Here is a 26455-nt window from a genome sequence, read left to right as displayed (position 1 = left end):
GCCGTCACCCGCCTTCGGTGACCGGTCCCGCACGGGCCGTCGCTCGAGCCGGGCCCATCCCGAACCGGCCCAGCATCACCGGAACATTCACGCTGACAACCACATCGAGATCCTCGACCATGCAGACGGTGACGGCGGCGCCCACCCTCCGGGCGACAACGGTAGCCTCCGCACAGGCGGGCGCGGTGCCGTACAGCGCACGTTGCGCCCCGGCCAGCGCGGACAGATCGGCGGCGGCCTGAGCCCGATGCCGCGCCACCACGGCCTCGCTCACCGCAGCAGCTCCAGCCGTCAACGCCAACAGCACCGCCATCATCGCCACCGCGACGATGCTCGCCGAGCCGTTGTCAGCCCTGGGGTTCCATCGCTGAAACCGACTCAGCCGCAATCGTAATGGTCGGTAGCAATCTACTCGTCGCGGCGACCCGCGCCACCGCATAGTCGCCGTCCCGCCGCACTTCGAGCACCGCACCGCGCGGGGCAATCCGACGCGCGACCGCTCTCGCATCGGAGTCATCGCCGCGCGCCACCAATCGCGCTGCCTCTCGCGCAGCGTCCACACAGCGCACCTGCATCGACACCGCCTGGATTCCCGCGGAGCACAACACGAGTACCGCCACCAACGCCGCGATGCCGAAGGCGGCCTCGACGGTGGCGGCTCCAGTGTCGTCGCCTAGACGCTGGTGTTGAGTGCGCGCGCGATGATGTTGGTGAGCGCACTGACGATCGAATCCCCGGTGACCACCGTGTACAAAATCGCTCCGAAGGCCGCCGCCGCGATCGTGCCAATCGCATACTCCACGGTGGACATGCCATCCTCTGACTCGACGATCACCACCATCCGTCGCCGCAGCTTCCTTAATATGTTGTGTATCAATGGATTCCCTCCCTCGTAACCCCGCAGACCTTCCGCGGATCACAGCACACCACTGTTGAATACATCGTTCGCCAGGCCCATGACGACAGGCACGATGCCCAGACAGACGAATGACGGCAGAAAGCACAGTCCTAACGGCGCACCGATCAGCACACCGGCACGTTCGGCGGTGGCCACGGCTGCGTCGACGGCATCCCTACGACACTGCACGGCCAGCGAGGCAATGCCCTCGGCCAGCACCGCACCGGAGTCGGCCGATCGCCGTGCCAATCTGGTCAGCGCCTGCCGCTGCTCGTATGCCAGATCATCCGCAGATCCCGGATCAGCCCAGGCTGCCGAGGCCGGCGCACCCAGGGCGAGCATCTCCCCCGCGCGGTTCAGGATCCGGGCCAATTCCGGCGGTGCGCAGGAGGACACCACCACCGCGGCGGTCGCTACCGGCGTCCCTGATCGAAGACACACGCTCAGCACGTCGAGGCTGAAAGCCATTCCCAATAAACCCTTTTCGTTGGCTTCGCGATCCACGACGATAGGTGCATCACCCTGCGACAGCCTTGCACGGGCACGCAACGCCCCCGGCGTGCTCAAGATTGCCGCGGCAAGCAGCAGCAGAGCCGTGGTCACCGCAATGCCTTCCCGGTGATTACGTCTGACCACAGCAGACCGACACAGGCCAACGTCACCCCGACAACCAGTAGCACGCCGCCCATTCCACCCGCGCACAGCACGCTCAGCGGTTTGGCTCCGATCATCTGTCCGAGCCCGATTCCTGCTACCGGCAATCCGGTAAGCACCGCCGCCGTCGCGCGCGGCCCGGCGAGACCGGCATTCACCCGTGCCGTAAACCGTTGCCGTTCTTGTAGATCCAATCTACACGCATCGAGCAGATCTGCGACGGCGAGGCCGTGACGCTGGGCCAGCATCCAGCCACGGCTGATCCGGCCCCATTGCGATGCCAATGCGCCCAACCTCGGCACAGCCGGATCGAGCGTCACCCCCAGGCGTGCGCGGGCGGCGATGGCCGCGAACACCTCCCCGGTCATTCCTCCAAGCTCTGCGGCGGTGACCTCGAACGCGCGCACAGGATGCGCGCCCACCCTCAGCTCACCAACAACCACGTCGAGGCCGGACTCCAAGACGATCAGTTCCTCCGATTGGGCCATCAACCGGCGACGACGGCGCCACCGCACACACAACGTCGCGCCCGCGATACCCACCGCCATCGCCACCGACAGTGGCAACAACCACGCCCCCGCCAACATCAGACCACCCAGCGGTGCCGCCGCCAGCTTCCAGTTCCACCGCCAAGGACATAATCCCCCCTGCCTTATCCGCGAGCGTCTTTGCGGCACAATGAGAAACGCTGTGGCGAGTAACAGCAAAGCCTGCGTCATGGCACACTCCGAGCGATCAACGCATCGAGCTGCTCCGCACCGGAACAAGGCCCGCCGTCAACGTTCCATGCGGGTATCACCCGCGCAATCCCGTCGTCGCCGCTGCAGACCACCGCGATTTCGGTCAACCGCCGAACATTGCCAAATCTTCTTATGTGACAGACACATTGAATGGCCGCGGCGAATTGAGAATGGAGTGCGGCGCGGTCGAGTCCGCCTAAGGCGCCGAGTGCCTCCAACCGAGCGGGGACCTCCGCCGGAGCGTTCGCGTGGACGGTTCCCGCACCGCCATCGTGGCCGGTGTTCAGGGCGGTCAGCAGTTCGACCACCTCGGCTCCACGCACCTCCCCCACCACAATCCGGTCCGGACGCATACGCAACGCCTGACGTACCAACTGGCGCAGGGTCACTTCCCCGGCGCCCTCCACGTTGACGGTGCGCGCCGCAAGCGTGACCACATGCGGGTGACGCGGCGCGAGCTCGGCGGCATCCTCGGCGCAAATGATGCGTTCTGACGGATGCACGGCTCCGAGCAGTGCCGAAAGCAAGGTGGTCTTACCCGCGCCTGTGCCCCCGGTGACAAGGAATGCCAGTCGGGCGGCCAGCATTCCGCGAAGCAACCTACCGGCATCCTGCGCAACAGTGCCGTCGGCGATCAGCTGCTCCAAACCCTTAACAGTGGGACGCAATACGCGCAGCGACACACACGTCCCGCCGACTGCGATGGGCGCCAGCACCGCGTGGATACGCACCACCGAACGGGGTGGACCGATGCCCGTCAGCTGACCGTCAACAAATGGCTGCGCGTCATCGAGGCGTCGCCCCACCGCGAGGGCCAACCGTTGCGCGAGCCGGCGCACGGCAGCGTCGTCGGCGAATTTCACTGTGGTGAGGCGCAATCCTTGACTGTCATCCACCCAGACTCGATCAGGTGCGGTGACCAAGACATCCGTCGTACCCTCCGCGCACAACAGTGGCTCGAGGATGCCGGCACCGGCGAGCTCACTTTGGAGCTCCTTTATGTTGTGCAGCACATCGCTATCACCCAGTACACCACCGGATTCAGCGCGTATCACCGCCGCTACCGCCGTAGGCCGCAGCGTCGCATTCTCGGTGGCGAGCCGCTCCCGAACACGATCGATCAGCGATCCGGTCATGCCGCCACACCCTTCCCGTCACGCGAGATCAGTGCCAGCACTGCGCGCGCGGCACCCGCCAATGGCGAACGTCGCGATAACCGCAGACCGCCGTTGTCGAGGCGATTGCCGAGATTCGGTTCCGGTCGCATGGCGGCGATCAGTGGGGCTCCCACGATTTCGGCTACCTCTGCCGGACGTAACCCACTCGGAGCGGGACCGCGCACCACAACACCGACATTCGGATTAGTGACCTGTATCGCCGTGGTCACAAGTGCGGCTGCCACGCATGCCCGCACCTCAGCAGGTACCACCACGACCACCAGATCCGTGCGCTCCAGCGCGGCCACACTCGTCGCACCGAGCCTCCTCGGCAGGTCGACGATCACCGGCACTCCGGCTTCTCGTGCACTGTCGATTACCCCGCCGACCGCCTCCGTGTTGCCACCGCCTCCCGATCTGTCGCCCGATACGACAACAAGCCCGCGACGATGCGGCAGCGCTCGGCGAAGCGCGTCGAAACTCACTCGGCCGCTGCGCATATCGATATCCGGCCAGCGCATGCCGTCGATGTCCTCCCACCCCAGCAGCAGGTCGATTCCGCCACCGTACGGATCGGCATCGACGATGAGCGCGCCGCCCGGCACACTCAGGCCAATCGCGGCGCACAGAACAGACGCGCCAGCACCACCGCGTCCACCCACGACCGCAATCACCGGGGCGTGGCCTGCCCCCGCGGCGGGCGGTATTGCTGAACAGGCCTCGATGAGCCTGACTTCATCCTCCGGCAACGCGAGCACCTGCTCGGCGCCCACCGCGACCGCCCTTTGCCACATCTCACTCGTCGGCTCGTCCCGAGAGACGAGCAGTACCCGGGCTCGACGTGGCAGTCGAGTCACCGTATCCAGCGACGGGTCAGCGCCGTCGAGCACCACGACGCCCGCACGGGTCCACGCCTGCCTGCCGATCGCGCCGGCATCGGTAGCGAGGATCAGTGGTTTACCCGTCGCCGCAACAATCCGTTCGATGTCGTTGCCGAGACGTCGATCACTCACGGCAACGACGATCGGATCCCCCGCAATTCCCTCCACGCGCTCCACCATCGAGGTTGCGCGAAGGGAGCGCCAGGGGCCTCATCGAGATTGGGGATGGATGCGGATCTGTGGATAGATCCGAGGTGAACCGCAAAAACCGGTGACAAACGTCCCCAGAAAAGAGGACGACCCTCGCCAGGGGGGGAGGAGGCGAGGGTCGTCGTGCTTCAGCCCCGGGGGGTCGGGCTGAGACACACTCGGCATAGCCGAGTAACCCCACTATACACACGAACCAGGTGAGGGAGGCAAGACCAAACGACCGAAAAAAGGGAAAGAAAGGCAACCCTTCTTCTAGCACCGCCGCGTTACCAGACCACCCCCGTTGACGTGCGACTTTCCAGATGGACACGACGGTGCACCCGGTGAGATCTATCCTCGAACTGTGACCGACCACGCAACGGAACCCGGACCCTTTCCTTCCGTTGAGGACCGGGATGCCGCGGCCATCAGCCAGCCCACAGACATCGGACCGGCCCCCAGGACGGCAGCCTTCTTCGATCTGGATAAGACCGTGATCGCGAAGTCGAGCACGCTCGCGTTCAGCAAGCCGTTCTTCGACCAGGGCCTGATTAATAGACGCGCCGTCTTGAAATCGAGTTACGCACAATTCTTCTTCTTGCTGTCCGGCGCCGATCACGACCAGATGGATCGCATGCGTACGCATATCACCAACATGTGTACGGGCTGGGATGTCGAGCAGGTGAAGGGGATCGTTGCCGAGACACTGCACGACATCGTCGATCCGCTGGTGTTCGCCGAGGCCGCCGACCTGATCGCCGACCACAAGCTCTGCGGCCGCGATGTCGTCGTGGTCTCCGCCTCGGGCGAAGAGATCGTCGGCCCCATCGCCCGCGCCCTCGGCGCGACCCACGCGATGGCGACGCGCATGGTCGTGGAGAACGGTAAGTACACCGGGGATGTCGCGTTCTACTGCTACGGAGAAGGCAAGGTGGCGGCCATCGAGGAACTCGCCAAGCGCGAGGGCTATCCGCTAGAGCACTGCTACGCCTACTCAGATTCGATTACCGACCTACCGATGCTGGAATCTGTCGGTCACCCGACAGCCGTCAATCCGGATCGGGCGCTGCGCAAGGAATCCATGGCGCGCGGCTGGCCTGTGCTGACGTTTTCGCGGCCCGTGTCGCTGGGTGATCGGATACCCGTTCCCTCTGGTGCCGCGGCCGCTACTACGGCCGCCGTTGGGCTGAGCGCCATCGCCGCTGGGGCACTTACCTATTCGCTGATCCGCAAGCTACGGCCGTAGTACTAGACACGCGTCACTTTTGGCACGCACGTAACAAAGTAGTGACCATGGGAATTACCCCTTGATGTGACCGTCGTCTCAGTGTAGAAAGAAGGTACGGAAGCCTGGCAAGGCCAAGGTCGACTCGGAAGAGAAGGATCGATCTCCCTACCTAGGATTCCCAGCACGGACCACGGCACCCACGCGGAGCACGCCGCGACAAGGGCAGAAGCGTTGTGGGCCTGCGTAATCGCGAACAGAGACGACTCATCAGACTTCTTGGGTGAAGTCCGAGTTAGAAGCGTTGCGAAAGCGCCGAGGCCACCCACACAACCCATAATGCACGCTTGGTAACCGGAGGATCCGTGCTAACGGGCGGCGGGCCGATTAACTCGGACCGTCGCCCGTTTTTATGCGCAGACAAGTCTCGGTCAGCTCGACGCGGTGTCCGCGATCGATGTCGCCTCAGCGGCCCCCGCCGTTAATGCCTGACAGCAGAAGATAATCCATGCGGCAATGGCCTCCGGTGTCCCCTCCATAAAGGCGGAGGAAAGCTCTCGGTATCTGCCCGACTGGCGCATCCACATCACCTCGGGAACGCCGAGCGCATGCGGATCAAGACCACGTGACACCGTCACCAACCGGGACGCCGCGCGAGCGACCACACCATCGGCAGAACCAAAGGGGTTCAGCACCAAGAGTTCCCCGTGTGTAATCGCCGCAAGAATCGGCGCGGACACCGATGTTCCACCCGAGATCAGTTGCGCCAGCAGCTCCAGCCGGTCGGTATCGACGCCGGGGCGCGGCCGTCCAAGAGTGTCCTCATCGGCCATGCCGGTGGCCGCCAGCACATGCAGACGCGCCAATGCCTGCAGCGGCGCACGCGACCACACCGACGTCATCTGACCGAGCGCATCCCCATCAAGGGCCTGCCCCACACGCAGCGCACCTGCCAGTATCGGGTCATCCACCGCTCCATCGGCACTCAGCTTCATCGTCCCACCGTCCAGCGCCGACGAAGACCTGGCCGCCCGCACCGCCGCCTCGGCCGCAGTCACCGGCCATCCCCGCAGATTGGCGCGATGGCGGTGCACCTTGCTCACCGCGTCGCGAGCGGATTCGGCGGCTTCGGATACTCCCGGCAAGGTGGCCAGCGGCGCGAGTGGATCAGTCATGGTCCACTAACGGTACTGAATGGCTCGTCGTGCAAGAGACTCACCGCAGCGCCTTGCGCTCCTCGCGCCGGATCCGCTGCTGCTCCGGGTCGGGAACCGGAACCGCCGCCAGCAGACGTTTGGTGTAGTCATCCGTCGGCGCGGTCAATACCTGTTTATCGGAACCGAATTCGGCGAGACGGCCATGGTTGAGCACCGCGATGCGGCTCGCCACCAATTCAACAACCGCCAGGTCATGACTGATGAACAAGCACGCGAAGCCGTGCTCACGTTGCAGCTCGGCGAAAAGTTCGAGCACCCGTGCCTGCACTGAAACATCCAGCGCGGAAGTCGGTTCGTCGGCGATCAGCAGCGTGGGCTCCAGCGCCAAGGCCCGCGCGATGCCGACACGCTGCCGCTGCCCGCCGGAGAGCTGATGGGGGAAACGGTTTCGCATGTTCGCGGGCAACTGCACCTGCTCCAGCAGTGTCTTGACCCTGCTTTCCCGCTGGGAGCGATCCATATCCGTGTGCAGGGTCAACGGTTCGGCGATCGACTGACCGATCGGCCATCGCGGATTCAGCGAGGATCCCGGATCCTGGAAAACCACCCCTACCTTGCTCCGGATGTCCCGGAGCTGCTTGCGATTGGCCTTCGAAATATCATGTCCGGCAACGCAGATGGTTCCCGATGTCACCTTGAGTAGGCCCACCGCGGCGCGGCCGATGGTGGATTTCCCGGATCCCGATTCACCCACGAGGCCCACCACCTCACCCCTACCGATGGAGAAGGACACATCGTCGATGGCCCGGAAACCTCCCCCCTTGCCCGGATACTCGATGACCGCGCGCTCCACCTTCAGCGCCAGATCGATTGCCGGTTCGAAAGATTCGTCAGTATCGTGCAGTGTCGCGCCCAGATGCGGAACGGCCGCCAGCAGCTGCCGCGTGTACGGCTGCTGCGCCCGGTGGAAGATGCCGTCGGCATCCCCCTCCTCGACGACCTCGCCGTCCTTCATCACCATGATGCGATCCGCCATGTCCGCCACCACACCCATGTCGTGCGTGATCAGAATGATCCCGGCCTCGATGCGATGCCGCAGATCGCGCATGAGATCAAGGATTTCGGCCTGGACGGTTACGTCGAGCGCGGTGGTGGGCTCATCGGCGATGAGCAACCCGGGATCCAGTGCAAGAGCCTGCGCGATCATCGCGCGCTGACGCTGCCCACCGGAAAGCTGGTGCGGGTAGTGCTTAACCCGCTTCGCCGGCTCGGGCATATCCACCAGCTCAAGGAGTTCGATGGCGCGATCGCGCGCCTGCCTGCGCGACACCTTCTTATGCGCACAGACGGCCTCGGCGATCTGCCAGCCGATGGTGTACACCGGATTCAGTGCTGTCATCGGCTCCTGGAAGATGACGGCAACATCCTTGCCCCGCACCTCACGCAGCTCATCATTGGTGGCACCGAGCAGCTCGGCACCGTTGAGCTTGATGCTTCCATCAACCCGCGCACTGGAGGGTAGTAGCGCCGGAATGGCCATGGCGGTCGTGGATTTTCCCGAGCCGGACTCCCCGACGATGGCGAGCACCTCGCCCTTGGCGACAGTCAGCGAGACGCCCTTGACGGCTGGCACCCATTGTTTGTCGACCTCGAAATCGACCGTAAGGTCCCTGATCTCGATCACGGAATCTGTGGACACCTCCGCCTACCTCCTCCGTGGATCGAGAGCATCCCGGAGGGCGTCACCAACCATGATGAAGCCCAACACGGCGGCCGAGAGGAACAGGGCGGGAACGATGACCAGTCGCGGCGTGGTGGCAAAACGGGACTGCCCGTCATTGATCTGCAGCCCCCACGAAATCTCCGGCAACTCCAGGCCGATGCCCATATAGGTCAGCGTGGCTTCCGCCGCGATGAAGCTGCCCACCGCGATGGTGGCGTACACGAGGACCGGCGCCAACGCATTGGGAAGTATGTGCCGCAGCAGGATTCGCCAAGTCGGCGCGCCCACCGCGATGGCGGCCTGAACGTAGTCGCTCTGCTTGATGGTCATGACGCTGGAACGCACGAGCCGCATCGATGTCATCCAGCCGAACACGATCAACGCACCGGCGACACTCCACACCGTGCGATGACCCACCACCGACAACAGGATCATTCCGCCCAGAATCGTGGGAATGCCATAGAAGACATCGGTCAACCGAGAGAGCGCCGAGTCGGCGAGGCCCCCGAAGTATCCCGCCAGCGCGCCGACGATGACACCGATGATCAGCACACCCGCCATCGCGATCAGCCCGATTGTCAGTGACACCCGGGCTCCATAGACCACGTTGGCGTAGTAGTCGCAGCCTTGCAGGTCTGTACCCAGCCAGTGGGCCGCGCTGATCCCCTTACGGGCCTGATAGAGATCGCAGTCGCGGGGGTCTTTCCCGAAGGTGAACAGCTGCGGCGCCAACGCCATCAGAACCAGAATCGTCAACAGGATCGACCCGGTGATGAAGAAGCCGCTGCGGCGCAGGTATTTCCATGCGTTGCCCCAGAGGTCCGCCTGCTCCACCAGCGATTCGGCAACGGCGTCGGGTCCCGATACCGGGCCCGGAGCGTGTATGGGGTCACTCATAGCGAATCCTCGGATCCAGCAGCGCGTACAGGACGTCGACGACGAGATTGAAGAAGATATAGAAGAAAACGATCAGTGTCAGGATGCTCACCACCACGGCACCCTCCTGGTTGCGGACCGCGTCGAATGTCGCCCTCCCCAGTCCGGGGATGTTGAACACCGACTCGGTGACGACGGCGCCCGCCAGCAGGGCCCCCACGTCGGCACCGATGAACGTGACCACCGGAATCAGGCTGTTACGCAGGGTGTGCCGCAACAGAATCCGCGATTCCGAGATGCCCTTGGCACGGGCGGTACGCACGTAATCGGCATCCATGGTCTCCAGCATCGAGGTCCGGGTGAGGCGGGCGACATAGGCCATGGATAGTGAGGCCAGCACCAGCCCCGGCAGCAGGAAGCTGTACCAGCCGTCCCGGATTCCGGCGATCGGGAACCAGCCGAGCTTGAAGCCGAAAAGATACTGCGCCAAGAAGCCGAGCACAAACACCGGCATCGAGACCAGCAGGGTTGTCGTGACGAGGACCAGGTTGTCGTAGAACGATCCCCGGCGCACCGCACACAGCACTCCAGCAGTGATGCCGATGATCGTCTCGAATACCACCGCCACCACCGTGAGCCGCAAGGTCACCGGCAGGCGTTGCGCAACAGTATGCGCGACAGGACGTTCCTGAAAGTCAGTACCGAAGTCGCCGTGTAGAAAGCCCACGATGTACTTGCCGTACCGCACCAAGAACGGATCGTTGAGGTGAAAGCGCTCGCGCAGCTGCGCCATGACCTCGGGAGTGAACGGACGGTCGCCCGCCAGGGCCCGAATGGGGTCGCCGGGGAGCGCGTACACCAGGCCGTAGATGAGCAGGGATGTTCCGATGAGTACCGGGACGGCCAACAGCAGCCGCTTCACGATGTATCGAAACATGCCTGCGTTCTGCCACAAGTGCCGGACATCAAGGAATTTGGCGGTCATTGCACGACCTCCACATCGGCGTACTCAATGCAGTCCTGGATGCTGATCTTCACATTGCTCACCCGCTTGGAATGCACCGCCTGATTGACCTCATAAAACAGCGGGGCGGCCGGAAGATCCTTGAACAACAAGTCTTCCGCCTTCTGATACGCCTTGGTGGCAAGTTCCACGGTCGGTTGGTTATTGCCCTGCCGCAGCAGCTCATCGAACGCTGGATTGCTGTAGAACACGTAGTTCGATCCGGCGGGAGGAAGCGCCACCGTCCCGTACAACGACTCCAGGAAGTTGTAGATCGACGGGTAGTCCATCACCCAGCCGGACCGAAAAGGTCCTGTCATCCCCTTGCTGTCCTGCAACGGCAGGAACTGCGACCACGGCAGACTCTTGAGGATGTAGGGCACTTTCAGGTTGGATTGCAGCTGATTTCCGATGGCCTGCACCCACGCCAGCGATCCGGTGCTCGACGAGCTGTACCACAGCTCAACGGGCTTACTCCGATCGAAATGAGCGTCATCGAGCAGCTTGTTGGCCTCGTCGACATGCAGCTCACAGAGCTTGCCGCACGCCCCCTTGCGGTACCCGTAGACCACCGCCGAACCGTACGAGGTGGCGGGAGTACGGGTGCCGGAGAAGATCACCTGGGTGATCGCCTCGCGATCGATGGCCATGGAAATCGCCTGGCGCACACGCACATCGCCGAACCGCGGGTCATACATCGGGAAGCCCAGCGAAGTGATGTCCGGGCGTGGCCGCTCCAAAAAGGCCGATCCGAATTCGGCCCTGGCGTTCTCGTACGCGGAGTCGGGCAGATCGAGCTGGATATCAAGGGCGCCGGCCTGCATATCGGTGTACGCGGTCAGGCCCTCGGTGTAGACCCGCCAGATCAGGCCCTTCGACTTGGCCTTCTTCGGGCCGGCGTACTGGTCATAGCGACTCAGCGTGAACCCGATGCCGCGCACCCAATCACCGTCCGCCTTGAACGGGCCATTTCCTATGGGGTGCACCCCGAACTTGGCCGGATCCCGAAAGAATGCCTTGGGTAACGGGAGGAACGCGGTGTACCCCAATGTCATCGGGTAAATCGCGAACGGAGTGTTCAGCCGCACGGTGAACGTCAGGTCATCCACGACATGCAGTCCGCGCATCTGCGTCGCCCGCGGGGGAATCTTGTTCTTCGGATCGCCCTGCAGATCATCGAACCCGTCAACATTGGCGAGGAAACTCGAGGAGCCCTGCGCGTTGGTGCTCAGGGCTGTGTAGTTCCAAGCATCCACATAGGACTGGGACGTCACCGGTTCGCCATTATGGAATGTCCATCCGGGCTTGAGCTTTATCGTCCAGTTGACGTTGTCGTGGCTGGTGATCGATTCGGCAGCACCGGTGTATTCCACCGCAGCGGTGTCATTGTTGAACTCGACCAGCGCGGTGAATAGCGAGCGCAGGATCCGGCCACCCTGATTCTCGGTGGTGTTTCCCGGTACCAAGGTGTGCTCGGGCTCGGTGATGTACATGCTGTAGTAGCCCGGCGGCGCCGGAGTCACGAGGTCACCGCAGCCGGCGGGAAGGATCGCGGCAATACCAACGAGCAACGCGACGGCCAGTTGGCGGAACCTCATCCCCACCCTTCCCTTCGGTAGCTGAAATAGGTAGGACGAACCATAGGCGGGTATCACGCCGATGTCTCTCCATCGACACACCGCCGCGCCCGGATCTGAACGACGACCACAATTACTTCTCGGTAACCAAGACCGCCCACTAGGCTTTCGACACGGACCTGTCGATGGCAGAAAGGCCAGATCAGATGACCGAAATCAGCACCGAACCAGACCGCTACCCGCCGTCACCGGAGTTTGTGGCGACGGCGAACGCGACTGCCGACCTCTACCAGGCGGCCGAGGAAGATCGTCTCGGGTTCTGGGCGCAGCAGGCGGGCCGCCTGCACTGGAGCGAGCCCTTCGGTGAGGTACTCGACTGGTCCGAGGCGCCGTTCGCGAAGTGGTTCGTCGGGGGAAAGCTCAATGTCGCGTACAACTGCGTCGACCGGCATGTGGAGGCCGGCAACGGTGAGCGCGTCGCCATCCACTGGGAGGGAGAGCCCGGGGACACGCGCACCATCACCTACGCCGAGCTGCTGGCTCAAGTCAGCCAGGCAGCCAACTATCTGACCGAGCTCGGCCTGGTGTCCGGCGACCGGGTGGCCATCTACATGCCGATGCTGCCCGAGGCGATTGTGGCGATGCTGGCGTGTGCACGACTGGGCCTGATGCATTCGGTGGTGTTCGCGGGATTCTCCGCGGCGGCGCTGCGGGCGCGCATCGACGACGCCCAGGCCAAGCTGGTCATCACCTCCGACGGCCAATGGCGCCGCGGCGCCGCGGCCCCGCTGAAGGCCGGTGTGGACGAGGCGTTGGACGGCGAGCCGAGTTCTGTCGAACATGTTCTCGTGGTGCGCCGCACCGAGATTCCCGTCGAATGGACCCCGGGTCGCGACCTGTGGTGGCACGAGACGGTTGCCCATGCCGACACCACTCACGTCCCCGAGTCCTTTGATTCCGAGCATCCGCTGTTCCTGCTGTACACATCGGGGACCACCGGAAAGCCCAAGGGCATCGTGCATACCTCGGGCGGCTTCCTGACGCAGACCTCGTACACACATTTCAACATTTTCGACCTCAAGCCCGAGACCGACGTGTACTGGTGCACGGCCGATATCGGCTGGGTCACCGGCCACACCTACATCGTCTACGGCCCACTGTCCAACGGCGCCACCCAGGTGGTGTACGAGGGCACACCCACCTCCCCGAACGAGCACCGGCATTTCGAGATCATCGAAAAGTACGGCGTCACCATCTATTACATCGCTCCCACACTGGTGCGGACGTTCATGAAATGGGGCCGTGAGATCCCGTTCGCGCACGACCTGTCCAGCCTGCGACTGCTCGGCAGCGTCGGTGAGCCGATCAACCCGGAGGCGTGGCGCTGGTACCGGGAGGTCATCGGTGGCAACCGCACACCCATCGTCGACACCTGGTGGCAGACCGAAACCGGCTCGGCGATGATCTCCCCGCTGCCGGGCATCACCGACACCAAACCCGGTTCGGCGATGCGTGCGTTACCCGGTGTCTCCGCGAAAATCGTTGACGACGAAGGGAATCGGCTGGAGCCGGCGAGCGGCGACGAACCGGTCACCGGGTATCTGGTTCTCGATCAGCCGTGGCCGTCGATGCTGCGCGGCATCTGGGGCGACCCGGAGCGGTTCAAGGAGACCTACTGGTCCCGCTACGCCGACAAGGGCTGGTACTTCGCCGGTGACGGCGCCCGCTATGACAGCGACGGCGCCATCTGGATACTGGGTCGCATCGACGACGTCATGAACATATCCGGTCACCGGATCTCCACCGCCGAGGTGGAATCCGCACTCGTCGGACATGACGGTGTCGCCGAGGCGGCTGTCGTCGGCGCCTCCGACGACACGACGGGGCAGGCCATCGTGGCGTTCGTGATTCTGAAGGCCAGCCACACCGTCGAGGGTGACGAGCTCGTCTCACACCTGAAAGCCCAGGTGTCCAAGGAAATCTCGCCCATCGCCAAACCGCGCGAGATTCACGTGGTACCCGAGCTGCCCAAGACCCGCAGCGGCAAGATCATGCGGCGGCTGCTGCGTGACGTGGCCGAAGGACGCGAGCTGGGCGACACCTCGACACTGGTCGACCCGAGCGTCTTCGAGGCGATCAGAGCCAGCAAGTAGGACCGCCTATCCGACCGGGGTGTAACCCACTCCGGCGGTGCGGTTCTTGGCGTTGAGGTCGGCCAGCACGGTATTGATGGAGTATGTGGTGGTCGGGGTGTGCAGCGGGATGTACTTGATGACGCACACTGGCAGCTTGGTCGCGGCGCCGTGGATCATTCCCACCAGTTGTCCGTTCACGGTGACCGGCGCACCCGAGTCCCCCGGTTGTCCGCACACCTGATTGATGAATGTGCCGGGCTCAGCTCCGGCGCCGAACGTCACGCCGCATGAGTTGCCGGTGGTGCGTCCCAGCTTGCATGCGATATCACCGGGCTGCGGGTCCGGCCCGATTCCGGTGATGGTGAAGCCCTTGTAGGTGTTCACCGGCTGCACCTTCTCGGGATCGAACTGGATAGTCGCGTAGTCGTACTGCTCGTTACCGTTGACGAACTTGCCGACTACACCCTTCTTGGGAAAATCCTCCGAGGCCACCTGCGAACCCGCACCGCCGCAGTGAGCGGAAGTGAAGCCCACCAGATTGCCCTTGTTGTCGTGGCCGATAGTCGTCAACGTGCAGAGGGTGTCGCCGTTGATGATCAGCCCGGCGCCGCCACCCATGGGCACCTTGTCATCGGCGCCGGCGGCGGGAGCCGCACCAGCCGGAATCACGCCCGTGACGAGGCCGAACAGTGCGATCAGGACCGGCAACCCGTACCGCAAACGCCGCCCAGGGGACCTCATCGGCGCCTTGGTCTCTTCGCGCATGCGGCTCATCGGTGCAGCCTTTCTCATTCCGGCCGCATCTCTCCCCCGTCGGCCATGCCTGCCATCATTCTAAACAAGATTCACACTGGTCACTTCTGTCACAGTGCTATCGATTGGGTAACGACGCCCCCCGTCAGACGCGCCGCATCCCCGGCGCCACCGACGTGGCAACATAGGCCGCACGACATCACACCGGACCCGCAAGGGGACACGGAGGGAGCACAGTGAGCAGCCCTGGAAGCCGCAACCACCGCACGGACAGCAATGGTGTTCCGATCACCGTCGCCGCCATTCCGCTGTCCGATCCGAACGCGACCGGGACCGGCGAACCCACCATCGGCAATCTCGTCCGTGATGCCACCGCCCAGGTTTCGGCCCTGGTGCGCGCCGAGGTGGAGCTGGCCCGCGCCGAGGTCGTCCGGGATGTCAAGAAGGGCGTTGCGGGCAGCGTTTTCTTCATCGCCGCTCTCGTGGTCCTGTTCTACTCGACGTTCTTCTTCTTCTTTTTCGCCGCCGAGATCCTCAAGATCTGGCTACCCGCCTGGGCCGCCTACCTGATCATCTTCGCCGCCATGGTGTTCGTCGCCGTCCTCGCGGTGCTGATCGGTTTCCTGCAGGTCAGACGAATCCGAGGACCACGCGACACCATCGCCTCCGTCAAGGAAACACGGACCGTGTTCACCTCACGAGACGACGAGACCCCCGCACTGACCAAGTCGGCCAAGCCCGCAGACCCGTCGGGCTGGTAGCTGACTGACGTCGGCTCGATACCGACACATCCATGCTGTTTGACCAGACGGCCCGCCACCCCGACCCGTCCGTGGTCCGCATCGTCGGCCCATGGCGTCATTCCGACGTGCATGCCAACGGAATTCGGTTTCACGTGGTGGAGGCCACCAACAACGAAGACGCCAACCCGCCGAACACACCCGTCACCAGCAGACCACTCGTATTGCTGCTGCACGGATTCGGTTCCTTCTGGTGGTCATGGCGTCATCAGCTTCGCGAACTGACGGATGCCCGCGTGGTGGCGATCGATCTGCGCGGCTACGGGGGCAGTGACAAGCCACCGCGCGGATACGACGGATGGACATTGGCCGGCGACACCGCCGGATTGATTCGCGCCCTGGGCCACACGTCGGCCACGCTGGTCGGGCATGCCGAGGGCGGGCTGGTCTGCTGGGCCACCGCCAACCTGCATCCGCGCCTTGTCGATGCCATCGCGGTGGTGAGCTCGCCGCACCCGATCGCCTTACGCACCTCCACATTCCGCGGAACCGGACAGCGTGGGGCGCTACTGCCTTCACTGATGCGCTACCAGGTGCCGATCCTCCCCGAGCGCACCCTGACACGTCATCGCGGTGCCGAGCTGGAACGTCTGGTGCGCTCGCGGGCCGGCGCGCAGTGGACCACCACCGAGGATTTCGCCGAGACCATCAGCCAGCTGCGCACCGCCATCGCCATCCCGGGTGTGGCTCATTGCGCGCTGGAGTATCAGCGGTGGGCTGTGCGCAGCCAATTGCGCAGCGAAGGCTGGCGTTTCATGCGCTCAATGAACCGCGAACTGTCTGTCCCCGTGCTGCACATGCGCGGCGATACCGATCCCTACGTGCTTGCCGACCCGGTGCATCGGTCACTTCGATTCGCACCCAACGGCCAGTTCGCGGCGCTGCGCGGGGTGGGTCACTACGGCCACGAGGAAGATCCCGCCACCGTCAACGAACACCTACGGAGTTTTGTTGGGCGCCGGTGACTGCGGCCCATTGACGGGCTGCTCCGGCGACTTGCTGGCTTCGGGAGCGGAGATGCAACTGCCGGTACCGACGGGCTGGACAAGCTCCGCCTTAGCCAGCTGATCCTTGACCTGCTTGGCGGTGAGCGCAAATCCGGTGTCGTCATCGTCGATCGCCGCCCCGAAGACCACGCCGAGCACCCGACCTTCCGTGTCGATCAGCGGACCGCCCGAATTGCCTTGGAGCACTGAGCCCCGGACGGTGTACACCTCTCGGGTGACCGTGGTGGACCGGTAGATGTCTGGGCCATTCAGTTCGATGATCTCGCGGACCCGCGCCGGGGTCGCCCTGTAGTTCCCACCGCCCGGGTAGCCCAGCACGATGGCGTCGTCCCCGGTCTTGGCGGGCTTGGGCGCGAAGACCAGCGGCGCCGCCGGCATATCCGGAACAGCAAGGATCGAGATGTCCGCACCGGGGTCGTAGGCCACCACGCTGGCGTCGAAGGTCTGCCCTGCCGACTCCACGGTGACGCTGTTCGTGCCGGCCACCACGTGGGCATTGGACATCACCCGGTGCGGGGCGATGACGAATCCGGTTCCCTCGAGCGATTTTTGGCAGCTGCGGGCGATGCCCTTGATCTTGACGACGCTCGGCTCGGCTCCACGCACCACCGGCCCGTCGGCCAGGGTTGACTCGGGAGCGTCGACGGCCGCAATGGGGGTCTTGCCGAAAGGCTGCAACACACTGGGCAGCCCGGAGGTATCCAGCAGCTTCGACAGATCGTTGGGAACCTTGCGGAGTTGGTCTGGGGCGTACTTGTCGACCTGGCTGAGCACCTTCGATTCACGCGCTGCCGCAGAGATATTCGGCTGGGCAGAGCTTTGCATCGGGATGGACAGCAGCCATGCGGCAATCAGGACGGCGGCCACCTGCAGCACCACCCCCACCACCGAATCGCCGGCACGCAGCGCCCGATTCTTGATGGCGCCGCGCATGGCGCGGCCCAGCACCACGCCCGCGACCTCGCCGATGACCACCAGCACCAGGATGAGCATGAGCGAGGCGAACAGCTTGGTGCGCGCCCCTTCCAGGTTGCCCACCACATGCGGGGCCAGCATGATCCCCGCCACCGCGCCCAGAATCACCCCGACGAAGGACATCAGGGAACCCAATGCGCCGGAACGCCATCCGGATACGGCCGCGATGAACGCGACGGCGACGACGGCGATATCAAGCCACTGCGATGGATTCAGGTTCATACCGACCCTCCCAGGTGCTCGGCCAGTAGCTCATCAAGATCACGAAGGTTACGAGTGTCCCATGGCTGCGCCCAGCCGGACACTTCCAGCATCGCCGCGATGATCTGCCCGGTGAAGCCCCACACCAGCATCCCCGGCAGCAGGAAGGCCGGGCCGCTGTAACGAATACCAAAAGTCTTCTTGGTCACCATGATCCGATTCGCAGGGTTGACGAGGTCACCGATCTTCACGCGCGAAACCTCGGCGGTCTCGCCCGGATCGACGGCGAGGACAGGACCCGGATCGGGTGAGTACGCAAGCACCGGCGAGACGTGAAAACCGGACGGAGGAATGAACAGCGGGTCCATCACCGTCAGCGGTTGCACGCGGATGGGGTCCAGCCCCGTCTCCTCGTGTGCCTCACGCAATGCCGTTCCTACCGGTCCCCCGTCACCGGGATCGGTAGCGCCGCCGGGAAACGACACCTGGCCGCTGTGCTGACGCAAGGTCGATGCCCGCACCGTGAGCAACAGATCTGCCTCGGTGGGATCGGTGATCGTTCCGTCGGCGGATACCAACACCAAGACGGCCGCCGGCCGACCGGACGAAGGCAGCTTGCGCGCCCGCAGCACCGCCTTGATCGCGGGGTGCACACCTCGGCCATAGATGTCTTTGACACCCGCGGCGTTGTCCACCAGCGGTCGCATCCAGTCGGGAGCGGCGCTGGGCGTCAACGGCGCCGTCGCCAATCCTCTTCGCGCATGCGGCCCATCGGCAGTCACGACCTAGAACCTCACTCCCAACGCTTGCTCCACCTCGGCACCGATCTCATCCGCCGAAGTGAACGAACGCGGTAGCACTCGGGCAACGCTACCGTCCGCACGGATCAAAATTGTTGTGGGCATGACATTCGGTGACTTCAGTGCCGCCGCGATTCGCCGGGCTCCATCCTGGATCATCGGCAGCCGGACGTGTAGCTCGGCGAGCTTGGCCAGCCCGGCGGCCTCATTCTCGTCTTGATGCACCGTCACAACGGTCAGCTTGTCACCCGCGCGGCGCTGCACCTCGGCCATCGCCGGCAGCTCATCGGCACACGGACCACACCAGTAGGCCCACAGGTTCAGCACCACCGGACGCCCGGCAAGCACAGCACCCACCGGCACCCTGACCCCACTGCATTCGAGCGTTATCCCGGCCAGTTCCGGCATCCCCGGGGCACTGCCCGCGGTCGGACATGGCGGCAGTTGCGCCTGACGGCGCAACTCCGCGAGTGCTTCGGGGGTGTCGGCGTCTCGACGTTCCCGGGCGGCGACAAGATCCTGGCCCCGCGGCCCGCGCTGCCGCTCATCGTGTTGTTGCGACAGCATGACGGTGATCAGTGCGGCGACCAGCACCATCCCGGCAATCGTCCACCGTGCCCCGGTGCTGAGCCGAGCCACGTCACAACCCGGCCAGGGCCAGCAAGTGCTCGGTTTCCGGACCCTTCACCAGCGGCGCCGCCAGCTCGGGATCTGTCGGGCCCAATCCGTATGACGGACAATCCTTGGCCAGTACGCACACCCCGCAGGCCGGCTTACGGGCATGACATACGCGCCGACCGTGGAAGATCACCCGATGACTGAGCAAGGTCCATTCCTTGCGCTCAATGAGCTCGCCGACGATGTGCTCGACCTTGACCGGGTCCTCTTCCTCGGTCCATCCCCAACGCCGCACCAGCCGCCCAAAATGCGTGTCGACGGTGATGCCCGGGATGTCAAAGGCGTTGCCCAGAACAACGTTTGCCGTCTTACGGCCAATGCCGGGCAGGGTGACCAAGTCCTTCAGGCGCGGCGGCACTTCACCGCCGTATCGCTCCACCAGCTGGGTTCCCAGCCCGATGATCGAGTTCGCCTTGTTCCGGTAGAAACCGGTGGTACGGATCATTTCCTCGAGTTCGGTCCGATTGGCCCCGGCGTAGTCCTCGGCAGTGCGGTACTTGGCGAACAACGCGGGGGTCACCATGTTGACCCGGACGTCGGTGCATTGCGCCGACAAGATGGTGGCGACCGTCAATTCCAGCGGCGTGGTGAAATCGAGTTCGCAGTAGACATGTGGAAATGCCTGCGCCAGGGTGCGATTCATCCGTCGCGCACGACGGACCAGTCCCGTGTGCGTCTCAGCCTTCCGTGCTCGGACCGGGGCTGACGTCTTCGCCGTCAATTTCGCTCTGGGCTTAGAGGCCGATCCGGTCACAGACACAAGCCCAGGGTAGCGGGAGGCTGAGACACCGCAGGGGCGAGTACGCCCACCGATTGCACCCTTGCGCAGGACAAACCGGTTGTTTTTCGTGACCTCGTCGAGATCTTGGGCGTGTTTACTTCAACCCGTGTCGGGCCTATTCGGTTTGTTGGTACCCGGACTTCTCATGCTTGCCAGCCTTGGGCTGGGAAGGCTGGAAGCCGGGTTGATGCGGCATACCTTGCAACCAAGTGAGGTCGCCGATTTTCTGGACCAAGCAGGTCCATCGGATATGAATCGGCTCGCGCGCGACGGCATGCCGTCGGCCATCGAGGGTTTGCACCGGCGTCAGTTGCAACGCATCGAGCCGTCGTTGGAGGCGGTGTACCAGGCCACCACAAACGGCTACAACCAGCCACGAGTCAACGGTTCGTCCACCAAGCCCCCGCGAACGGGCGGTACCTCCAGCCTGCGTGACGAGGGTGTGCACTCCATGCGCTCCCGGCATTCGGTGGTGGATTCACTGCGTGCCGGTGGGGCAGCGGTGTAGCTTGGATCACGTTCTTTAGCGACTTGGCCTCTAGACTCATGTCGAGCAGGCCAGCGCAAGCATGACCAACGAATTTGGGTAAGGGGCAAACGTGGACGAGATCCTGGCCAGGGCCGGAATCTTCCAGGGTGTCGAACCGAGTGCCATCTCGGCGCTGACGAAGCAGCTGCAGCCAGTTGACTTTCCGCGCGGGCATACGGTGTTCGCCGAGGGCGAGCCTGGCGACCGCCTGTACATCATCATCACGGGCAAGGTGAAGATCGGGCGCCGATCTCCCGACGGCCGTGAGAACTTGCTGACGATCATGGGCCCGTCGGACATGTTCGGTGAGCTGTCGATCTTCGACCCCGGGCCCCGGACGTCCAGCGCCACCACCATCACCGAGGTGCGCGCGGTATCGATGGACCGGGACGCGCTACGCGCCTGGATCGGCGACCGCCCGGAGATCGCCGAGCAGCTACTGCGCGTGTTGGCCCGCCGCCTGCGCCGCACCAACAACAATCTCGCTGACTTGATCTTCACCGATGTGCCCGGTCGCGTCGCCAAGCAGCTGCTGCAGCTGGCCCAGCGGTTCGGCACCCAGGAGGGCGGCTCGCTGCGCGTGACGCACGACCTGACGCAGGAAGAGATCGCTCAGCTGGTAGGTGCGTCCCGCGAGACCGTGAACAAGGCACTGGCCGATTTCGCGCACCGCGGCTGGATCCGGCTAGAGGGCAAAAGCGTCCTGATCTCAGACTCGGAGCGTCTGGCTCGCCGCGCGCGCTAGCGGTTCGTGCATCAACGTGATGCGCTGAACGCCACCACCGCGACGCACACCAGCGTCAGTACCGCACCGGCTTGCTGAATCCGGCTCAGCCGCTCGTGGAGCATGAGGCGGGCAATGAGCACCGTCACCACCGGGTACAGCGAGGACAGCACCGCCGCCACACCCAGGCTTCCGCGCGACGAGGCGTAGGTAAACAGCAGGATCGCCGACGTGTCGAGCAACCCGGCGAGGGGCACCACACCGAACGGCGGGCGCAGGTTCTGCCGCAGGCTCGTCCAGTTGAACGCCCCCAGCACCAGGATCAGCATCACCTCGGTGGCGCGGGAAACAACCACCGCCTCCACGGGGTGATACCTGCCTGCCTCGGCCAGCAGGATCATGCAGACCCCGAACATCACCGTGCAAAAGAACGACCACATGAGCACCTGTCGCCCCGGACGCCGTCCGTCCAGTCCTTGCGAGGCCGAGGCCAACATGACGCCGACGAGTGTGCCGGCCAGCCCCAGATACGTCAGCCCCGACAGTGACTGTCCGATCATGGCGCCCCAGATGACCGGTACCACCGCACCTACCGCCGCGATGGGCGAAACGACCCCCATCGGACCGATGGCAAGCGCGCGGTACAACGCGTATAGAGCCGTGAAAGCCGCTGGGCCGGACAGCATTCCCAGCAGCGTGCGGCCGTCGAAATGCGTGGACGCGGTAAGCACAGCCACCAAACCCACCACGGCCAGCCCGACGGGCCGGCTGAGCGCGAGTACGGCGAGCGTGGAACGCCGCTTGCTCGCGTGTCCGCCGATGAAGTCACTGACGCCCCAGCTGAGCGAGCCCGCGAGGGCCAGTGGGATGGGGTTCACCGCCGACTAAACAGCGCGCAGGTAGTCCAGCTGCGCCTGCACCGACCATTCGGCGGCGCCCCACAGCGACGGGTCCACATCGGTGTAGACGAATTCGACAACCTGCCGAGCCGAGGCATCTTCACCCAATGCGGCCAGTGCCCCGCGCACTTGCTCAAGACGCTGCTCGCGGTGCGCCAAATACTCGGCCGATACCGCCGAAAGGTCGCCCAGCTCGGGACCGTGACCGGGCAGCACGGTGCGCTTGCCCAGGCCCTCAAGGCGTTTCAGTGACTCCAGGTAGTCACCGAGGCCGCCGCCGTCCTGCGCGATGACAGTGGTCCCCCGCCCGAGGATGGTGTCGGCGGTCAATACCGCGTCATCGAGAACGAAAGACACCGAATCGTCGCTGTGCCCGGGGGTCGCGAGCACCGAGATCGACAAGCCCGCGACGTCGATGCGCTCGCCGTCGGAGAGCGCCACCGAATCGCCGCGCAGCCACGCCGGGTCGGCGGCGCGCACCGGCGCACCGGTCAGCTCGACCAGACGGTCGACACCACCGGTGTGATCGAAATGCCGATGACTCACCAAAACCAGAGCCACCTTGCCGATCTTCGCCAGTTCCTCGACGTGCACATCGGGGTCACCAGCGGCGACACCCGGCCCGGGGTCGACGATGACGACCTCGTCGCTGCCCGGCGCGCGCAGCACCCAGGTATTGGTGCCTTCCAGCGTCATCATCCCGGGGTTATTGGCCAGCAGCACCGAAGCGGTCTCGGTGACCGGACGCAGTTGCCCGTAGGCCGGGTGGGTCATCAGGCGGAGGCTTCCGCTCTGACCTCCACCACGATCTCCACCTCCACCGGGGCGTTGATCGGCAGCTCCGCCACACCCACGGCCGAGCGCGCGTGCACACCCGCGTCCCCGAACACGTCGCCCAGCAGCTCCGATGCTCCGTTCACCACGCCGGGCTGGCCGGTGAACCCGGGTGCCGAGGCGACGAATCCGACGACCTTGACCACCTTCACGACGTTGTTGATCCCGACGAGCGCGTCCACCGCGGCGACCGCATTGAGGGCACAGGTACGGGCCAGTGCCTTGGCATCCTCCGGCGTGACCTCGGCCCCGACCTTGCCCGCGGCGACCAGGTTGCCGTCCACGATCGGCAGCTGCCCGGAGGTATAGACGTGATTGCCGCTGCGTACCGCGGGTTGATACGCGGCCAGGGGCGCCGCGACGGCGGGCAGTTCGATTCCGAGCTCGGCGAGCCGGGCGCTATGGGTGCTCATTTCGACCGCTTCAGGTAGGCGACGTGCTGTTCACCGGTGGGTCCGGGTAGCACGCTCACCAGCTCCCAGCCGTCACTTCCCCACTGGTCCAAGATCTGCTTGGTGGCATGTGTCAACAGCGGGACGGTGGCGTACTCCCATGCGGTGCGTTCGGTCATATACGCACCCTAGGGCGTTCGTCGTTGGCAGTCGATCATGGACGGTTAGCATGCGTGCGTGGTGAACACTTCCCCTGACTCCCCCAGCGATGCGGCGGCGGGGCCCTTGTCAGATGCCTGGCCCGCACGAGTCGCGAATGCACGACTGCACTTTGTGACCGGCAAGGGCGGGACTGGAAAGTCCACCATCGCCGCGGCCCTAGCCCTTGCGCTGGCCGCGGGCGGCCGCAAGGTACTGCTGGTCGAGGTCGAAAACAGGCAGGGCATCGCCCAGCTTTTCGACGTACCTCCGCTGGCGCCCAAGGAACTCAAGATCGCCACCGCCGAGGGCGGCGGGGCGGTGAACGCCCTGGCCGTCGAGATCGAGACGGCGTTCATGGAGTACCTCGAGATGTTCTACAACCTGGGTCTGGCCGGGCGTGCGATGAAGCGCATCGGGGCCATAGAGTTCGCCACCACGATCGCGCCGGGTCTGCGAGACGTCATCCTGACCGGAAAGATCAAGGAGTGCATCGTCCGCGTCGACAAGTCCGGACGGCATGTGTACGACGCCGTCGTGGTCGATGCCCCGCCCACCGGCCGGATCGCCCGCTTCCTCGACGTGACGTCGGCACTGTCCGATATCGCCAAGGGCGGCCCTATCCACTCCCAGTCCGAGGGAGTGCGCAGGCTGCTGCACTCGGACCAGACGGCGATCCACCTGGTGACCCTGCTGGAGGCACTGCCCATGCAGGAAACCGCCGAGGCCATCGCCGAACTGAGCGGGATGGGCCTGCCGATCGGCAGCGTCATCGTCAACCGAACCGTAGTGCCGCACCTGTCGCCCACGGATCTGGACAAGGCTGCCGAGGGCGTCATCGACGCCGACGAGGTGCGTAAGGCGTTGACCGATAACAACGTAACTCTCTCCGACGCGGACTTCGCCGGTCTACTCACCGAGACGATCGAGCACGCGACACGGATGCGTGCACGCGCCGAGAGTGAAGAGCTGCTTGGCGAGCTGCAGATACCTCGACTGGAATTGCCCACCCTGGCCGACGGCGTCGACCTGGGTAGCCTCTACGAACTGGCCGAGAGCCTGGCCGAGCAGGGAGTCCGATGAGCAACACACCTGCCGTCTTGGATATGGCGGCCATTCTCGAAGACCGCAAGAACCGCGTCGTGGTCTGTTGTGGCGCAGGCGGTGTCGGCAAGACCACCACCGCCGCGTCGGTCGCGCTCCGCGCCGCGGAGTACGGCCGCACCGTCGTGGTGCTCACCATCGACCCGGCACGCCGGTTGGCGCAGTCACTAGGCATCGAGGCACTGGGCAACACCCCGCAGCAGGTGCACGTCGAGGGCGTCAAGGGTGAGCTGTACGCGATGATGCTGGATATGCGTCGCACCTTCGACGAGCTGGTGGTCCAGCATGCGGGATCCGATCGCGCACAATCGATTCTGGACAACAAGTTCTATCAGACCGTCGCCACCTCCATGTCGGGCACGCAGGAATACATGGCCATGGAGAAGCTGGGACAGCTTCTCCATGAAGACAAGTGGGACCTGATCGTGGTGGACACCCCGCCGTCCCGCAACGCCCTTGACTTCCTGGACGCGCCCAAGCGGTTGGGCAGCTTCATGGATGGACGCCTCTGGAAGATGCTGCTGGGCTCTAGCCGTGGCCTGGGGCGAATCGTCACCGGAGCCGTCGGGCTGGCGATGAAGGCGCTGTCGACGGTGCTCGGATCGCAATTGCTTTCCGATGCTTCACTGTTCGTGCAATCACTGGACTCCACGTTCGGAGGCTTCCGCGAGAAGGCCGACCGCACCTACGAGCTGCTGCGTCGGCGCAGCACCCAATTCATCGTGGTGTCGGCCGCCGAACCCGATGCGCTGCGTGAGGCCACCTTCTTCGTCGAGCGGCTGAGCCAGGAGGGCATGCCGCTGGCAGGCCTGATCCTCAACCGCACCCACCCCACGCTGTCGAGCCTGACCGTCGAGCGCGCCATCGATGTCGCGGACAATCTCGAGGAGTCGGGCGAATACAGCCTCCCCGGGGCGGTGCTGCGGGTGCATGCCGAGCGCGCGGCGACCGCCAAGCGGGAGATCCGGCTGCTGTCGCGGTTCACGAGCGCCAACCCCACCGTCCCGATCGTCGGGGTGCCCTCGCTCCCGTTCGATGTCTCCGATGTGGACGCGCTGCGCGCCATCGCCGATCAGATCACCGGCGTCGCTTCCTAAAAACGCAACGAGCGCGCACTCAGGTGCTCCAATCCTCGCGGATCGGGGTGCCTGAGCGCGCGCTCGGCGCTAGGTATTGGACGGCGCTGTGTTAGACGGCGCTCTTGTGCTTGCGCTGCGCGGCGAAGAAGTCCGACCAGGACTCCACCTCAGGGTGAGCCTTGAGCATCGCGCGGCGCTGCCGTTCGGTCAGTCCACCCCATACGCCGAATTCCACCCGGTTATCGAGGGCGTCGGCACCACATTCCATCATCACCGGGCAGTGCCGGCAGATAACTGCGGCCTTACGCTGTGCCGCTCCGCGGACGAACAACTCGTCGGGATCGCCTTGTCTGCATCTGGCCTGTGAGACCCAGGCAATGCGTGCTTCTCCACCATCGATCGATCCCACTGTATGTAAAGCACTCATGGCAGGCCTTGAAGCTGACACTGGCTATCCCTTCTGTCACTGGTGGCCCGCAAGAGGCG

At 64.6% G+C, this 26455-nt stretch carries 30 protein-coding genes; 8 read left to right on the top strand and 22 right to left on the bottom strand.

Features of this window, described 5'->3' with window-relative positions; all coding sequences use genetic code 11:
- Window positions 1–4: 4 nt before the first annotated feature.
- From DSM43276_RS01920 to ssd, 7 genes are all read right to left on the bottom strand, one after another.
- Window positions 5–439: an Rv3654c family TadE-like protein gene (locus tag DSM43276_RS01920; protein ID WP_078330465.1), complete on the bottom strand. Its 435-nt coding sequence runs from the start codon at window positions 437–439 to the stop codon at window positions 5–7.
- On the bottom strand, window positions 348–632 hold the full coding sequence (locus DSM43276_RS01915; protein ID WP_211196749.1) for a TadE family type IV pilus minor pilin: 285 nt from the start codon (window positions 630–632) through the stop codon (window positions 348–350). The genes DSM43276_RS01920 and DSM43276_RS01915 overlap by 92 nt, the downstream gene beginning before the upstream one ends.
- A gap of 41 nt (window positions 633–673) precedes the next feature.
- Window positions 674–841: a DUF4244 domain-containing protein gene (locus DSM43276_RS01910; RefSeq protein ID WP_169053024.1), complete on the bottom strand. Its 168-nt coding sequence runs from the start codon at window positions 839–841 to the stop codon at window positions 674–676.
- 75 nt (window positions 842–916) lie between these two features.
- Window positions 917–1501: a type II secretion system F family protein gene (locus tag DSM43276_RS01905; RefSeq protein ID WP_078330467.1), complete on the bottom strand. Its 585-nt coding sequence runs from the start codon at window positions 1499–1501 to the stop codon at window positions 917–919.
- Window positions 1498–2271: a type II secretion system F family protein gene (locus tag DSM43276_RS01900; protein ID WP_078330468.1), complete on the bottom strand. Its 774-nt coding sequence runs from the start codon at window positions 2269–2271 to the stop codon at window positions 1498–1500. Before DSM43276_RS01900 ends, DSM43276_RS01905 begins: the two co-directional genes overlap by 4 nt.
- Window positions 2268–3428, bottom strand: a complete 1161-nt coding sequence (locus DSM43276_RS01895; RefSeq protein WP_078330469.1) for a TadA family conjugal transfer-associated ATPase — start codon at window positions 3426–3428, stop codon at window positions 2268–2270. The genes DSM43276_RS01900 and DSM43276_RS01895 overlap by 4 nt, the downstream gene beginning before the upstream one ends.
- Window positions 3425–4510 (bottom strand): septum site-determining protein Ssd, encoded by a 1086-nt coding sequence (ssd, locus tag DSM43276_RS01890; RefSeq protein WP_109556190.1) that lies wholly within the window; start codon window positions 4508–4510, stop codon window positions 3425–3427. The genes DSM43276_RS01895 and ssd overlap by 4 nt, the downstream gene beginning before the upstream one ends.
- Before the next feature lie 373 nt (window positions 4511–4883).
- Between ssd and DSM43276_RS01885 the strand changes: the two genes are divergently transcribed.
- Entirely contained in the window at window positions 4884–5765 is an 882-nt protein-coding gene (locus tag DSM43276_RS01885) for an HAD-IB family hydrolase (RefSeq protein WP_078330470.1), read from the top strand.
- A gap of 410 nt (window positions 5766–6175) precedes the next feature.
- Here DSM43276_RS01885 and DSM43276_RS01880 read toward each other — a convergent pair whose 3' ends face one another.
- Genes DSM43276_RS01880 through DSM43276_RS01860 form a run of 5 tightly spaced genes read right to left on the bottom strand, consistent with a single transcriptional unit; the run spans window position 6176 to window position 12101 of the window.
- A complete protein-coding gene (locus DSM43276_RS01880) occupies window positions 6176–6919 on the bottom strand; it encodes a Fic family protein (protein WP_078330471.1) in 744 nt (247 codons plus the stop codon).
- 40 nt (window positions 6920–6959) lie between these two features.
- Window positions 6960–8600 (bottom strand): ABC transporter ATP-binding protein, encoded by a 1641-nt coding sequence (locus DSM43276_RS01875; protein WP_412458681.1) that lies wholly within the window; start codon window positions 8598–8600, stop codon window positions 6960–6962.
- 6 nt (window positions 8601–8606) lie between these two features.
- Complete coding sequence (locus DSM43276_RS01870; RefSeq protein WP_078330472.1) at window positions 8607–9521, bottom strand: ABC transporter permease; 915 nt, start codon at window positions 9519–9521, stop codon at window positions 8607–8609.
- Entirely contained in the window at window positions 9514–10485 is a 972-nt protein-coding gene (locus DSM43276_RS01865) for an ABC transporter permease (RefSeq protein ID WP_078330473.1), read from the bottom strand. Before DSM43276_RS01865 ends, DSM43276_RS01870 begins: the two co-directional genes overlap by 8 nt.
- Window positions 10482–12101, bottom strand: a complete 1620-nt coding sequence (locus tag DSM43276_RS01860; protein ID WP_078330474.1) for a peptide ABC transporter substrate-binding protein — start codon at window positions 12099–12101, stop codon at window positions 10482–10484. The genes DSM43276_RS01865 and DSM43276_RS01860 overlap by 4 nt, the downstream gene beginning before the upstream one ends.
- Before the next feature lie 185 nt (window positions 12102–12286).
- Between DSM43276_RS01860 and acs the strand changes: the two genes are divergently transcribed.
- Window positions 12287–14233: an acetate--CoA ligase gene (acs, locus tag DSM43276_RS01855; protein ID WP_078330475.1), complete on the top strand. Its 1947-nt coding sequence runs from the start codon at window positions 12287–12289 to the stop codon at window positions 14231–14233.
- A 6-nt stretch (window positions 14234–14239) separates the two neighbouring features.
- Here the strand turns inward: acs and DSM43276_RS01850 are convergent, their stop codons facing one another.
- Entirely contained in the window at window positions 14240–14935 is a 696-nt protein-coding gene (locus tag DSM43276_RS01850) for a chymotrypsin family serine protease (protein ID WP_078330536.1), read from the bottom strand.
- Between the two features lie 269 nt (window positions 14936–15204).
- Between DSM43276_RS01850 and DSM43276_RS01845 the strand changes: the two genes are divergently transcribed.
- Together DSM43276_RS01845 and DSM43276_RS01840 are read left to right on the top strand one after the other, a co-directional pair.
- The gene (locus tag DSM43276_RS01845) at window positions 15205–15729 is read left to right on the top strand and encodes a phage holin family protein (RefSeq protein WP_078324431.1); all 525 of its coding nucleotides are present in this window, start codon (window positions 15205–15207) and stop codon (window positions 15727–15729) included.
- A 32-nt stretch (window positions 15730–15761) separates the two neighbouring features.
- Window positions 15762–16733: an alpha/beta fold hydrolase gene (locus DSM43276_RS01840; protein WP_078330476.1), complete on the top strand. Its 972-nt coding sequence runs from the start codon at window positions 15762–15764 to the stop codon at window positions 16731–16733.
- On the opposite strand, the gene marP is transcribed toward DSM43276_RS01840, so the two are convergent.
- From marP to nth, 4 genes are read right to left on the bottom strand one after another with little or no spacing between them, the layout of a single operon-like run.
- Window positions 16707–17972 (bottom strand): acid resistance serine protease MarP, encoded by a 1266-nt coding sequence (marP, locus tag DSM43276_RS01835; RefSeq protein ID WP_078330477.1) that lies wholly within the window; start codon window positions 17970–17972, stop codon window positions 16707–16709. The two genes, DSM43276_RS01840 and marP, sit on opposite strands and share 27 nt — an antisense overlap.
- On the bottom strand, window positions 17969–18733 hold the full coding sequence (locus DSM43276_RS01830) for an NUDIX hydrolase (protein WP_078330478.1): 765 nt from the start codon (window positions 18731–18733) through the stop codon (window positions 17969–17971). Before DSM43276_RS01830 ends, marP begins: the two co-directional genes overlap by 4 nt.
- Before the next feature lie 3 nt (window positions 18734–18736).
- Window positions 18737–19390, bottom strand: coding sequence for a TlpA family protein disulfide reductase (locus tag DSM43276_RS01825; RefSeq protein ID WP_078330479.1), 654 nt, complete (start codon window positions 19388–19390; stop codon window positions 18737–18739).
- Between the two features lies 1 nt (window position 19391).
- Window positions 19392–20072, bottom strand: a complete 681-nt coding sequence (gene nth, locus DSM43276_RS01820) for an endonuclease III (protein ID WP_078330480.1) — start codon at window positions 20070–20072, stop codon at window positions 19392–19394.
- A 283-nt stretch (window positions 20073–20355) separates the two neighbouring features.
- Here nth and DSM43276_RS01815 point away from each other — a divergent pair, with 283 nt between their 5' ends.
- A complete protein-coding gene (locus DSM43276_RS01815) occupies window positions 20356–20718 on the top strand; it encodes a hypothetical protein (protein WP_078330481.1) in 363 nt (120 codons plus the stop codon).
- Between the two features lie 91 nt (window positions 20719–20809).
- Window positions 20810–21484, top strand: coding sequence for a cAMP-activated global transcriptional regulator CRP (gene crp, locus DSM43276_RS01810; RefSeq protein WP_078311583.1), 675 nt, complete (start codon window positions 20810–20812; stop codon window positions 21482–21484).
- A gap of 11 nt (window positions 21485–21495) precedes the next feature.
- On the opposite strand, the gene DSM43276_RS01805 is transcribed toward crp, so the two are convergent.
- The 4 genes from DSM43276_RS01805 to DSM43276_RS01790 are packed head-to-tail and all read right to left on the bottom strand — an operon-like array spanning window position 21496 to window position 23767.
- Window positions 21496–22341 (bottom strand): DMT family transporter, encoded by an 846-nt coding sequence (locus DSM43276_RS01805; protein WP_078330482.1) that lies wholly within the window; start codon window positions 22339–22341, stop codon window positions 21496–21498.
- Between the two features lie 6 nt (window positions 22342–22347).
- A complete protein-coding gene (locus tag DSM43276_RS01800) occupies window positions 22348–23136 on the bottom strand; it encodes an MBL fold metallo-hydrolase (protein ID WP_078330483.1) in 789 nt (262 codons plus the stop codon).
- On the bottom strand, window positions 23136–23609 hold the full coding sequence (locus tag DSM43276_RS01795; RefSeq protein WP_078311586.1) for a RidA family protein: 474 nt from the start codon (window positions 23607–23609) through the stop codon (window positions 23136–23138). Before DSM43276_RS01795 ends, DSM43276_RS01800 begins: the two co-directional genes overlap by 1 nt.
- Window positions 23606–23767 carry a Sp36 family protein gene (locus tag DSM43276_RS01790; protein WP_005063257.1) on the bottom strand — a complete coding sequence of 54 codons (162 nt, stop codon included), beginning with the start codon at window positions 23765–23767 and terminating at the stop codon, window positions 23606–23608. Before DSM43276_RS01790 ends, DSM43276_RS01795 begins: the two co-directional genes overlap by 4 nt.
- A gap of 106 nt (window positions 23768–23873) precedes the next feature.
- Here DSM43276_RS01790 and bagA point away from each other — a divergent pair, with 106 nt between their 5' ends.
- Window positions 23874–24869, top strand: a complete 996-nt coding sequence (gene bagA / locus DSM43276_RS01785; RefSeq protein ID WP_078330537.1) for an ATPase BagA — start codon at window positions 23874–23876, stop codon at window positions 24867–24869.
- Window positions 24866–25987, top strand: a complete 1122-nt coding sequence (gene bagB, locus DSM43276_RS01780) for an ATPase BagB (protein WP_078324421.1) — start codon at window positions 24866–24868, stop codon at window positions 25985–25987. The genes bagA and bagB overlap by 4 nt, the downstream gene beginning before the upstream one ends.
- Window positions 25988–26078: 91 nt before the next feature.
- Here the strand turns inward: bagB and DSM43276_RS01775 are convergent, their stop codons facing one another.
- On the bottom strand, window positions 26079–26396 hold the full coding sequence (locus DSM43276_RS01775; RefSeq protein ID WP_078330484.1) for a WhiB family transcriptional regulator: 318 nt from the start codon (window positions 26394–26396) through the stop codon (window positions 26079–26081).
- Window positions 26397–26455 lie beyond the last annotated feature (59 nt).

Source organism: Mycobacteroides salmoniphilum (assembly GCF_004924335.1).
Lineage (GTDB): Bacteria > Actinomycetota > Actinomycetes > Mycobacteriales > Mycobacteriaceae > Mycobacterium > Mycobacterium salmoniphilum.
This window is presented reverse-complemented; position numbering and strand designations above follow the sequence as displayed.

What these genes read in the sequence shown, in the direction of transcription:
- DSM43276_RS01900 (WP_078330468.1), bottom strand. Translation starts at nt 2,271, where the DNA reads ATGACGCAGGCTTTGCTGTTACTCGCCACAGCGTTTCTCATTGTGCCG.
- DSM43276_RS01910 (WP_169053024.1), bottom strand. Translation starts at nt 841, where the DNA reads ATGGTGGTGATCGTCGAGTCAGAGGATGGCATGTCCACCGTGGAGTAT.
- DSM43276_RS01840 (WP_078330476.1), top strand. Translation starts at nt 15,762, where the DNA reads ATGCTGTTTGACCAGACGGCCCGCCACCCCGACCCGTCCGTGGTCCGC.
- DSM43276_RS01880 (WP_078330471.1), bottom strand. Translation starts at nt 6,919, where the DNA reads ATGACTGATCCACTCGCGCCGCTGGCCACCTTGCCGGGAGTATCCGAA.
- nth (WP_078330480.1), bottom strand. Translation starts at nt 20,072, where the DNA reads ATGAATCGCACCCTGGCGCAGGCATTTCCACATGTCTACTGCGAACTC.
- DSM43276_RS01800 (WP_078330483.1), bottom strand. Translation starts at nt 23,136, where the DNA reads ATGACCCACCCGGCCTACGGGCAACTGCGTCCGGTCACCGAGACCGCT.
- DSM43276_RS01815 (WP_078330481.1), top strand. Translation starts at nt 20,356, where the DNA reads ATGCTTGCCAGCCTTGGGCTGGGAAGGCTGGAAGCCGGGTTGATGCGG.
- acs (WP_078330475.1), top strand. Translation starts at nt 12,287, where the DNA reads ATGACCGAAATCAGCACCGAACCAGACCGCTACCCGCCGTCACCGGAG.
- DSM43276_RS01775 (WP_078330484.1), bottom strand. Translation starts at nt 26,396, where the DNA reads ATGAGTGCTTTACATACAGTGGGATCGATCGATGGTGGAGAAGCACGC.
- DSM43276_RS01860 (WP_078330474.1), bottom strand. Translation starts at nt 12,101, where the DNA reads ATGAGGTTCCGCCAACTGGCCGTCGCGTTGCTCGTTGGTATTGCCGCG.
- bagB (WP_078324421.1), top strand. Translation starts at nt 24,866, where the DNA reads ATGAGCAACACACCTGCCGTCTTGGATATGGCGGCCATTCTCGAAGAC.
- marP (WP_078330477.1), bottom strand. Translation starts at nt 17,972, where the DNA reads ATGAACCTGAATCCATCGCAGTGGCTTGATATCGCCGTCGTCGCCGTC.
- ssd (WP_109556190.1), bottom strand. Translation starts at nt 4,510, where the DNA reads ATGGTGGAGCGCGTGGAGGGAATTGCGGGGGATCCGATCGTCGTTGCC.
- DSM43276_RS01795 (WP_078311586.1), bottom strand. Translation starts at nt 23,609, where the DNA reads ATGAGCACCCATAGCGCCCGGCTCGCCGAGCTCGGAATCGAACTGCCC.
- DSM43276_RS01865 (WP_078330473.1), bottom strand. Translation starts at nt 10,485, where the DNA reads ATGACCGCCAAATTCCTTGATGTCCGGCACTTGTGGCAGAACGCAGGC.
- DSM43276_RS01870 (WP_078330472.1), bottom strand. Translation starts at nt 9,521, where the DNA reads ATGAGTGACCCCATACACGCTCCGGGCCCGGTATCGGGACCCGACGCC.
- DSM43276_RS01920 (WP_078330465.1), bottom strand. Translation starts at nt 439, where the DNA reads ATGCGGTGGCGCGGGTCGCCGCGACGAGTAGATTGCTACCGACCATTA.
- DSM43276_RS01895 (WP_078330469.1), bottom strand. Translation starts at nt 3,428, where the DNA reads ATGACCGGATCGCTGATCGATCGTGTTCGGGAGCGGCTCGCCACCGAG.
- DSM43276_RS01790 (WP_005063257.1), bottom strand. Translation starts at nt 23,767, where the DNA reads ATGACCGAACGCACCGCATGGGAGTACGCCACCGTCCCGCTGTTGACA.